This window comes from Arthrobacter sp. SO3 (assembly GCF_020532825.1).
In the GTDB taxonomy this organism is placed as follows: domain Bacteria; phylum Actinomycetota; class Actinomycetes; order Actinomycetales; family Micrococcaceae; genus Arthrobacter.
Genome location: NZ_MQTS01000130.1, coordinates 1 through 6,760 on the forward strand (window position 1 = coordinate 1; position 6,760 = coordinate 6,760).

General features: G+C 68.2%; 5 protein-coding genes. 1 reads left to right on the forward strand and 4 read right to left on the reverse strand.

Annotated elements, in window-relative coordinates; translation table 11 throughout:
* The 4 genes from BJQ90_RS12830 to BJQ90_RS12845 form a co-directional block, all read right to left on the reverse strand.
* A partial coding sequence (locus BJQ90_RS12830) for a CoA transferase subunit A (RefSeq protein ID WP_226760641.1) occupies window positions 1-810 on the reverse strand: 810 nt, incomplete at its 3' end.
* A 39-nt stretch (window positions 811-849) separates the two neighbouring features.
* Window positions 850-2,013, reverse strand: coding sequence for an acyl-CoA dehydrogenase family protein (locus BJQ90_RS12835; RefSeq protein WP_226760642.1), 1,164 nt, complete (start codon window positions 2,011-2,013; stop codon window positions 850-852).
* A 69-nt stretch (window positions 2,014-2,082) separates the two neighbouring features.
* Window positions 2,083-4,278 (reverse strand): acetyl/propionyl/methylcrotonyl-CoA carboxylase subunit alpha, encoded by a 2,196-nt coding sequence (locus BJQ90_RS12840; protein ID WP_226760643.1) that lies wholly within the window; start codon window positions 4,276-4,278, stop codon window positions 2,083-2,085.
* A gap of 7 nt (window positions 4,279-4,285) precedes the next feature.
* Window positions 4,286-5,893: a carboxyl transferase domain-containing protein gene (locus tag BJQ90_RS12845; RefSeq protein ID WP_226760644.1), complete on the reverse strand. Its 1,608-nt coding sequence runs from the start codon at window positions 5,891-5,893 to the stop codon at window positions 4,286-4,288.
* A 164-nt stretch (window positions 5,894-6,057) separates the two neighbouring features.
* Here BJQ90_RS12845 and BJQ90_RS12850 point away from each other — a divergent pair, with 164 nt between their 5' ends.
* Window positions 6,058-6,750 carry a TetR/AcrR family transcriptional regulator gene (locus tag BJQ90_RS12850; protein ID WP_319004634.1) on the forward strand — a complete coding sequence of 231 codons (693 nt, stop codon included), beginning with the start codon at window positions 6,058-6,060 and terminating at the stop codon, window positions 6,748-6,750.
* Window positions 6,751-6,760 lie beyond the last annotated feature (10 nt).

Below are 6,760 nucleotides of genomic sequence, written 5' to 3' on the forward strand. Positions count from 1 at the left end.
GGGGGCTGCAGTGGTGGGGGCTGCTGTGGTGGGGGCTGCAGTGCCGGCGGCGGACGCGGCCGCCAGTGCCACGGTCCGCTTCTCGATCCGTTTCTCGACGCCGGGCGCCAGCACCACACGCTGGACGAAGATGCCGGGAATGTGGACGTGTTCGGGGTCCAGCTCCCCTGGCTCCACGAGTTCCTCGACCTCGGCGATGGTGATCTTCCCGGCCATGGCGCAGAGCGGGTTGAAGTTCATCGCGGTGGCGTGGAAGACGAGGTTGCCGTGGCGGTCGCCCTTCCAGGCGTGCACCAGTCCGAAGTCGGGGGTCAGCGACTCCTCAAGGACGTAGTCGGCGCCGTTGAAGCTGCGCACCTCCTTCGCCGCGGAAGCGATCGCGACGTTGCCGCCGGCGTCGTACTTCTGCGGCAGGCCGCCGTCGGACACCTGGGTACCGACGCCGGCCGGCGTGTAGAAGGCGGGGATGCCGGCCCCGCCGGCGCGCAGCTTCTCGGCCAGCGTGCCTTGCGGGGTGAGGACCACCTCGAGCTCACCGGCAAGGTACTGCCGCGCGAATTCCTTGTTCTCCCCCACGTAGGAGCTGATGGTGCGGCGGATCCGGCCGTCCCGGAGCAGGATCCCGAGCCCCCAGTCGTCGACTCCGCAGTTGTTGCTCACGGTGTCCAGGTTTGTGGCGCCGCCCTGGTGCAGGGCATCGATCAGGGCCACCGGAATGCCGCAGAGCCCGAACCCGCCGACGGCGAGGGAGGCGCCGTCGCGGATGTCCGCGACGGCTTCGGCGGCGCTGGCAACAACTTTGTTAATCATCGTTGATCCTTCTCTCGGCGGTTGCGGCCAGCGGGCCGGTCAGAGCCCCAGTTCGCGGGCGATCAGCATCAGCTGCACCTCTGTGGTGCCCTCGCCGACTTCAAGGATCTTGGAGTCGCGGTAGTGGCGTGCCACGGTGAATTCATTGATGAAGCCATAGCCGCCGAACACCTGGGTGGCGTCCCGCGCGTTGTCCATGGCTGCCTCGCCTGCGACCATCTTAGCGATGGCCGCCTGCGTCTTGAACGGCTTGCCGGCGAGCATCCTGGCGGCCGCGTCGTAGTAGGCCAGGCGGGCGGTGTGGGCGCGTGCTTCCATCCGGGCGATCTTGAACGCGATGGCCTGGTACTTGCCGATATTCTGCCCGAAGGCGCTGCGTTCCTTGGCGTATTTCACCGACTGGTCCACGCAGCCCTGGGCGGCGCCGACGGCCAGTGCCGCGATCGCGATCCGGCCCTCATCGAGGATGGAGAGGAAGTTGGCATAGCCGCGCCCCTCGGTGCCGAGCAGGTTTTCCTCGGGAACGTGGACGTTGTTGAGCGTCAGCGGGTGGGTGTCCGAGGCGTTCCAGCCGACCTTGTTGTAGGCCTTTTCGGCTTTGAAGCCGGGGGTGTCGGTGGGCACCAGGATGGTGGAGATTTCCTTCTTGATGCTGCCGTCCGGGCGTTCCTGCTGGCCGGTCACCGCGGTGACGGTGACCAGGCGGGTGATGTCGGTGCCGGAATTGGTGATGAATTCCTTGTTGCCGTTGATGACCCACTCCCCGCCGCCGCGCTTCGCGGTGGTCTTGGTGCCCCCGGCGTCGGAGCCGGCTTCCGGCTCGGTCAGGCCGAAGCCGGCGAGGGCCTTGCCGGAGGCCAGCAGCGGCAGCCATTCCTCCTTCTGGGCGGCGGTGCCGAACCGGTGGATCGGCATGGCGCCGAGGGACACGCCGGCTTCCAGGGTGATCGCGACGGACTGGTCCACGCGGCCGAGCTGTTCCAGCGCCAGGGCGAGGGCGAAGTAGTCGCCGCCCATGCCGCCGAATTCCTCCGGGAAGGGCAGGCCGAAGAGGCCCATGTCCGCCATCTGCGAGACGATCTCGTAGGGGAAGCTGTGTTCCTCGTCGTGTTTGGCGGAGACCGGGGCCACCACCTGGTCGGCGAATTCGCGGACGGTGTCGCTGAGGTCCTGGTAATCCTCGCTGAGTTCAAAATCTGGCATGGGGACTCCTTTGTCGGTACTGCTGTGTCTAAGAGCTGGTTATGGTCTGTCGTACTGAAACTGGGGTGGCTATTCCGCCGCGCCCATGGCGATGACGGCTTCTTCGATGGTGTCCTCGGCTTTCGAGGGCGCGGGCGGGTGGATGGTCGCGACGACCTGTTCGGCCTTGACCAGGTCCCCGGACGTGATGCTGATATGCACGGTCCCGTCCAGCGGCGCCACGAGCTGGTGTTCCATCTTCATGGCCTCCACGGAGAGCAGCACCTGCCCGGCCGTCACCGTGTCCCCGTTGCTGACGGAAACTGACACCACGGTGCCGGGCATGGGCGAGCGCACGGCCGGATCCGCGGCGCCTTCCTCGCGCTCGATGGCGGCCAGCACCCGGGCCAGCCGGGTCTCCCGGGTGAGTACCTCTAGCCGGCAGGACCATCCCTCGTTGCCAAGGAATACTTCCGTTGGCAACGGGTTGCCGGGCCCCGGGCGGACGGGCCCCCGGTGAACCGGCGCGAGCGAGTACACCCGGGCTACCCCGCCGAGGATCAACTCTGCGTGGTCGCGTTTCGGGAAACGAAGTGATGCCGTGCGCAGAGGCCCACCGTCGATGCTCACCGTCGCCGTGCCCTGCCCGATAGAGCCGGAGACCTCCACCGCCGCGATACCGCCGTCGGGGGTGCCCACGCTGATCCGGCGCGGGGCAGGCACACCGAGCCTCCACCCGTCGCGGAGGTCCCACGGGCCTGTCCCGGCGTCCTGCGCATCATGGTCGTGCATGGCGGCGACGTAAACGGCAGCGGCCACCACCTCGAAGTCGCCGGCATGCCGGAAGCTGAAGTCCGGCATCTTCCGTTCGATCAGGCCCGTATCGAGCCGGCCGGCACGGACGTCGGCGTCGTTGATCAGCAGGCGCAGGTATTCGACGTTCGTGTCGATGCCCAGCGCGGTGTACCCGGCCAGGGCCTGATCGAGGGTATCCAGGGCCGCGGTGCGGTCCTCCCCCCACGCGATGACCTTGGAGATCATCGGGTCATAGCTGGAGGAGATCTGCAGGCCCTCCACGAGGGCCGAGTCCACCCTGACGCGGCCGGCGGAGTCAGCGGGCAGCTCGTCCAGCAGCACGACCTGTCCAATGGAGGGCAGGAAGTTCTTCTCCGGGATTTCGGCGTAGACCCGCGCTTCCACCGAGTGCCCGGTGAGCACGACGTCGTCCTGGCGGACGGTGAGTTCCTCGCCGGCGGCGATCCGCACCTGCCATTCGACGAGGTCGACGCCGGTGATCATCTCGGTGACCGGGTGCTCGACCTGCAGGCGGGTGTTCATCTCCATAAAGAAGAACTCGTCCGGGGCGTTGTCGGAGACGAGGAACTCCACGGTGCCGGCGCCGCTGTAGTTGACGCTGCGGGCGGCGTTGCAGGCGGCCTCGCCGATGCGGGCGCGGGTGGCGCCGCCGTCGTTCAATGCCTCCAGCAGCGGCGAAGGTGCTTCCTCGATGACCTTCTGGTGGCGGCGCTGCAGCGAGCATTCGCGTTCGCCGAGGTGGATGACGTTGCCGTGGTTGTCCGCCAGCACCTGGACCTCGATGTGCCGCGGCGTCAGGACGAGGCGCTCCAGGAAGAGGGTGTCGTCGCCGAAGGCACTGGCCGCGACCCGGCGGGCGGTGGCCAGGGTGGCCTCGAGGTCCTCGGGGCGTTCGACGACGTGCATCCCTTTGCCGCCGCCGCCGGCGGAGGGCTTGATCAGCAGCGGGAAGCCGACGCCTGCCGCGGCCTCGATCAGCTGCGCGTCCGTCATGCCCGGTTCGGCGATGCCCGGAACGACCGGCACGCCGTAGCCGGTGACGTGGTTCTTGGAGCGGATCTTGTCGCCCATGACGTTAAGGGATTCGACGCCGGGGCCGATGAACGTGATCCCGGTCTTTTCCAGGGCCCGGGCGAAGTCGACGTTCTCGCTCAGGAAGCCGTAGCCCGGGTGCACGGCCTCGGCGCCGGTGTCGCGGCAGGCCTGGATGATCGCCTCGACTTTGAGGTAGCTCTCGGCCGCCGCGGCCGGGCCGATCCGCACGGCGAGGTCGGCCTCGCGCACGTGCCGGGCCCCGGCGTCGGCGTCGGAGTAGACGGCGACCGAGCGGATACCGAGGGCACGCAGGGTGCGGATCACGCGGCAGGCGATCTCGCCGCGGTTGGCAACGAGCACGGTGCCGAAGAGGGGCCTGGTGCCCTGCGGCTGCTGCTGGGGTGTGGAATCTGTAGTCGGCGAAGAAGTAGTCACTGCTGGCTCACATCCGGAAAAGGCCGAAGGAGGTCTCCGGCAGCGGGGTGCGGGAGACGACGTCGAGCGCCAGTCCCAGGACGGTGCGGGTGTCCGCGGGGTCGATCACGCCGTCATCCCAGAGGCGGGCGGTGGAGTAGTAGGGGCTGCCCTGGTCCTCGTACTGTGCCTTGATCGGGGCCTTGAACGCTTCCTCGTCCGCGGCGGACCACTCCTCGCCGCGGGCCTCATACTGGTCGCGCTTGACCGTGGCGAGCACGCTGGAGGCCTGGTTGCCGCCCATCACGGAGATGCGGCTGGCGGGCCACATCCACAGGAACCGCGGCGAGTAGGCCCGACCGCACATGGAATAGTTTCCGGCGCCGAAGGACCCGCCGATCACGACGGTCAGTTTGGGGACGCGGGCGGTGGCGACGGCGGTGACCATCTTGGCGCCGTTCTTGGCGATGCCGCCCTGCTCGTAGTCCTTGCCGACCATAAAGCCGGAGAGGTTCTGCAGGAAGATCAGCGCGATGCCGCGCTGGTCGCAGAGTTCGATGAAGTGGGCCCCCTTGAGTGAGGATTCGCTGAAGAGCACCCCGTTGTTGGCCACGATCCCGACCGGGTGGCCGTGGAGTTTCGCGAAGCCGGTGACCAGGGTGGTGCCGTAGTTCTTCTTGAATTCGTGGAAGCGGCTGCCGTCCACGAGCCGGGCGATGACCTCCCGGACGTCGTACTGCGCGTTCACGTCCGTGGGGACCGCGCCGTACAGTTCCGCCGGGTCCGCCAGGGGTTCGACGGCGGTGTCGATGTCCCAGGCGGGGGCGGCCGGTCGGGGCAGGGTGGAGACGATGTCGCGGACGATCTGGAGGGCATGCTCATCGTTCTCGGCCAGGTGGTCGGTGACGCCGGAGATCTTCGAGTGCACGTCGCCGCCGCCGAGTTCCTCGGCCGTGACGATCTCGCCGATCGCGGCTTTCACGAGCGGCGGTCCGCCCAGGAAGATGGTGCCCTGGTTGCGCACGATCACGGTCTCGTCGCTCATCGCGGGGACGTAGGCCCCGCCGGCGGTGCAGGAGCCCATCACGGAGGCGATCTGCGGGATCCGGGCCGCGGACATCTTGGCCTGGTTGAAGAAGATCCGCCCGAAGTGCTCCTTGTCCGGGAAGACCTCGTCCTGCTTGGGCAGGAACGCCCCGCCCGAGTCCACGAGGTAGATGCAGGGCAGCCGGTTCTCCAGCGCGATTTCCTGCGCCCGGAGGTGCTTCTTGACCGTCATCGGGTAGTAGGTGCCGCCCTTGACGGTGGCGTCGTTGGAGATGACCAGGACCTGGCGGCCGTGGACCAGGCCGATCCCGGCGATGACACCGGCGCCGGGCGAGTCGTCATCGTACATGCCGCTGGCCGCCAGCGGCGCGATCTCCAGGAACGGGCTGCCCTCATCCAGCAGCTGGTCGATGCGTTCGCGGGGCAGGAGCTTGCCGCGGGCGACATGGCGCTCCCGTGACTTCTCGGGCCCGCCCAGGGCCGCCGTGGCGAGCCGTTCCTTCAGCTCCCGCGCCAGCCCGAGCTGGGCCCCGCGGTTCGCGGCATAGCTGGCGCTCGTCGCGTCCACCCGGCTGGCGATTGTCTCCATTGACTGCTTCCGTTCCTGGCCTACATGCTGGGGGCCTGTGCTGCGCCCGTTCCAGCCACTTCGGTTAGTACCGCATAACTGAGATTTAGGTTAGTCTCTATTAACTGTGATGTCCAACACAGGGCCACATAAGCAGCCGTTTATTTGAAATGAGGGATGTGCCGGTGACCGAGTCCAGCGAGACGAGCCAGACTCCTACCCAGGTCCTCGCAACCCCGCCTCCGGCGACCCGGGCCCCCGCGACCCCGCCTCCGGCAACCCAGCGCAGCCAGGCCAAGGAGAACCGGCGCCAGGCACTGCTGTCCGCGGCGGCCGCGCTGTTCGCCGTCGACGGGTTCAACCGCGTCTCCCTCGAGGACCTCGGCGCCGCCGCGGGGGTCAGCGGCCCGGCGGTCTACCGGCATTTCGCGGGCAAGCAGGCCGTCCTGGGGGCACTGCTGCTCAGCGTCAGCCAGGAGCTGCTCGACGGCGGGCGGCAGGTGATTGCCGATTCCGACGGCGCCGCCGCTGCGCTGCGCAGGCTGGTCGAGTTTCATGTGGACTTCGCCCTCAGCAACCCGGACGTCATCCGGGTGCAGGACCAGGACTTCAGCAACCTCGCCGACGACGACCAGGCCGAGGTCCGCACGCTGCAGAGAAACTACGTGGAGCTCTGGGTAGAGGTCCTGGCCGGGCTGCACCCCAACACCGAGGCCGCTGAACTCCGGATGCGGGCGCACGCCACGTTTGGCCTGATCAACTCCACCCCGCACTCCGTGCGCAGCCACGGCCGACGGATTGCGGTCAAGCGGGCCCGGCCGCTGCTGCAGAGCATGGCGCTTGCGGCCCTGATGGCCCCGCCCGCCCCGCTCGGCTAGCTTCACCCCT

What these genes read in the sequence shown, in the direction of transcription:
- BJQ90_RS12835 (WP_226760642.1), bottom strand. Translation starts at nt 2,013, where the DNA reads ATGCCAGATTTTGAACTCAGCGAGGATTACCAGGACCTCAGCGACACC.
- BJQ90_RS12845 (WP_226760644.1), bottom strand. Translation starts at nt 5,893, where the DNA reads ATGGAGACAATCGCCAGCCGGGTGGACGCGACGAGCGCCAGCTATGCC.